Source organism: Caballeronia sp. INML2 (assembly GCF_023631365.1).
In the GTDB taxonomy this organism is placed as follows: Bacteria; Pseudomonadota; Gammaproteobacteria; order Burkholderiales; family Burkholderiaceae; genus Caballeronia; species Caballeronia turbans.
This window is the reverse complement of record NZ_JALQDH010000167.1, coordinates 1-2,064: the sequence shown is the minus strand read 5'-3', so window position 1 is coordinate 2,064 and position 2,064 is coordinate 1. Positions and strand designations below refer to the sequence as shown.

Below are 2,064 nucleotides of genomic sequence, written 5' to 3'. Positions count from 1 at the left end.
CATCGGCATCATCAACCTCACCGCGACATTCTCATCTTGTTTGTCGCGCGTCTCTCATCCAGATTGTCGCGCCACACAGATGTACATCTTGCCCATCGTTACCGACTTCCTGGCTGCCTACCCCGAGATCAACGTCCAGCTGATTCTCTCCGATCGGAATCTTCATCTCTACGACGACCACGTTGATATGGCGGTTCGCATTGGCACCTTGCCGGACAGCAATATGATTGCAACCCATGTCGGCGCTATGGAAACACTGGTGTGCGCTTCGCCGGACCTGCTAGCTGCGCACGGCATACCGACACACCCCCATGACCTGGAGAAACTTCCGTGCGTCGTTTTCGCTGGCCCTTCCACCGCAACCTGGTCGTTTCGCGACCCTGCGACCAAACACGATTTCAACGTCAACATCATTCCGCGGCTATCTGTAACGACAGCCGAGGCTGCCGTGCAGGCCGCGCTTCGTCGTACTGGTCTGACGAGGGTGTACCGCTACCACTGCGATGCCTCGCTCCGCGCAGGGGAGCTTGTCCACGTCCTCCAAAAGTTCAATGTCGAGTCCATTCCTATCAGTCTCGTTCACGGGGAGCGCAGGCTGTTGCCTCTCAAGATGCGTGTTTTCCTCGACTTCGCAGCAGACCGTTTGCGGTCAGCTATGTCGGAGCTAGGTAGGACCTGACGGGCGGTCGCTCCGAATACTCCTCTTTCCAACTCCTCATACTTTCGTTTGGTGGAAGGTCAGCTCTCAAAAATAGCCAATTATTGTTTTGGGCGGAAGTCCGTACTATCTCCCTACCGAAGCCACGGTGGCTCGGATTAACGGAGAAATCTCATGGCCCGCCTCCCCATCCCCTCGAAAGATGCAGCTCCCGCCAAAGCGCAACCGATCCTCGCGAACTACGAAAAAGTTCTCGGCGTAGTCCCGAACTTCTTCGCCCTGATCTCGCAATCCCCTGACGCCCTGAAGGCGATCGCCGACATGCACGGCGCGCTCGGCAAAAGCCTCGGTCACAAGACCCGCGAACGCATCCACGTGATGACCGCCGAAGCGAACGGCTGCAACTACTGCCTGTCGGCGCACACTTACCTCGGCGCAAAGCTGCAGGGGCTGACACCGGAAGACATGGAACTCAACCGTGACGGTCACTCGACCGATCCCAAGGCCGACGCCGCGCTCCAGTTCGCCTACAGGATCGCCACGTCGCGCGGTCACATCGAAGACGCGGACGTCGAAGCGGTGCGAGCTGCGGGTTACACCAACGAGCAGATCGTTGACATCGTCGCCGAGACCGCGTTCAGCTTCATCACCAACCTCTTCAACAACACCTTCAAGACCGACATCGACGCGACGTTCCGGCCGCTTCAGACCCGGGCCCGTAAAGTCGCCTAGTCCGGATGGACCGGGCACCGATTTGAGACGTCCGGCTACTTGGTTTCGATGGCTGGTTGCTCCGTTCTGACCACGCGCAGTTCGCTATGGGCGCGCGGTTGGGCCGTAACACTTCTTTCGATGCAATACGCCGGATTCTCGCGCCTGGCAGGCGCGTCGATCCGTGAGGGAACAGTCGATGTCTCGCTTGCACATCTCCACGCGAAACGACGCTCCAATCGAAAACAAGCTGGTACTTGACGTCGTCTATCAGAAGCTGGGCGTCTGCCGAATTTTTACCGTTTCTTCGGCAGCAGCCCGGTCGTACTGACGGCATTCGCGGCTTTTCAGGCAGGCCCGTCGAGGACGCACCTATTGTTGAACTCGTTGCTCTAGTAGACGTGAATGCCCTCACCAACACCTCATCTAGCTAAAAAGCCGCATCGACTTCTTCGTAATCGCCGACCTGGCACACCGACTGTAAACAGCAGAGGCTCGATGAATCATGGACCATCCGCGCTTTGTTGATCCTCGTATAGCGAAGGGGCGAGCGAAATCTATCTCAGAGGCGACGTCTCAGTTTACGTTTCTCAGGGTATTCGACGGTGCGATAAAGCGGGCGGTTTCAAGGATGAAGTGCAACAGCGGGTTTAGTGTTTAGAGTCGTGAGGCTGGCTTGCTGATGCAAGGGTCGC

2 protein-coding genes are annotated in these 2,064 nt (G+C 57.5%); both read left to right on the top strand.

Annotated features, from left to right (window positions below):
- On the top strand, positions 1-679 hold a 679-nt coding region (locus NCT32_RS36735; RefSeq protein ID WP_250491534.1), incomplete at its 5' end, for a LysR substrate-binding domain-containing protein.
- 153 nt (positions 680-832) lie between these two features.
- A complete protein-coding gene (locus NCT32_RS36730; RefSeq protein ID WP_250491533.1) occupies positions 833-1,390 on the top strand; it encodes a carboxymuconolactone decarboxylase family protein in 558 nt (185 codons plus the stop codon).
- Positions 1,391-2,064: the final 674 nt, after the last annotated feature.

Coding starts and splice junctions, on each gene's coding strand:
- NCT32_RS36730 (WP_250491533.1), top strand. CDS start 833: ATGGCCCGCCTCCCCATCCCCTCGAAAGATGCAGCTCCCGCCAAAGCG.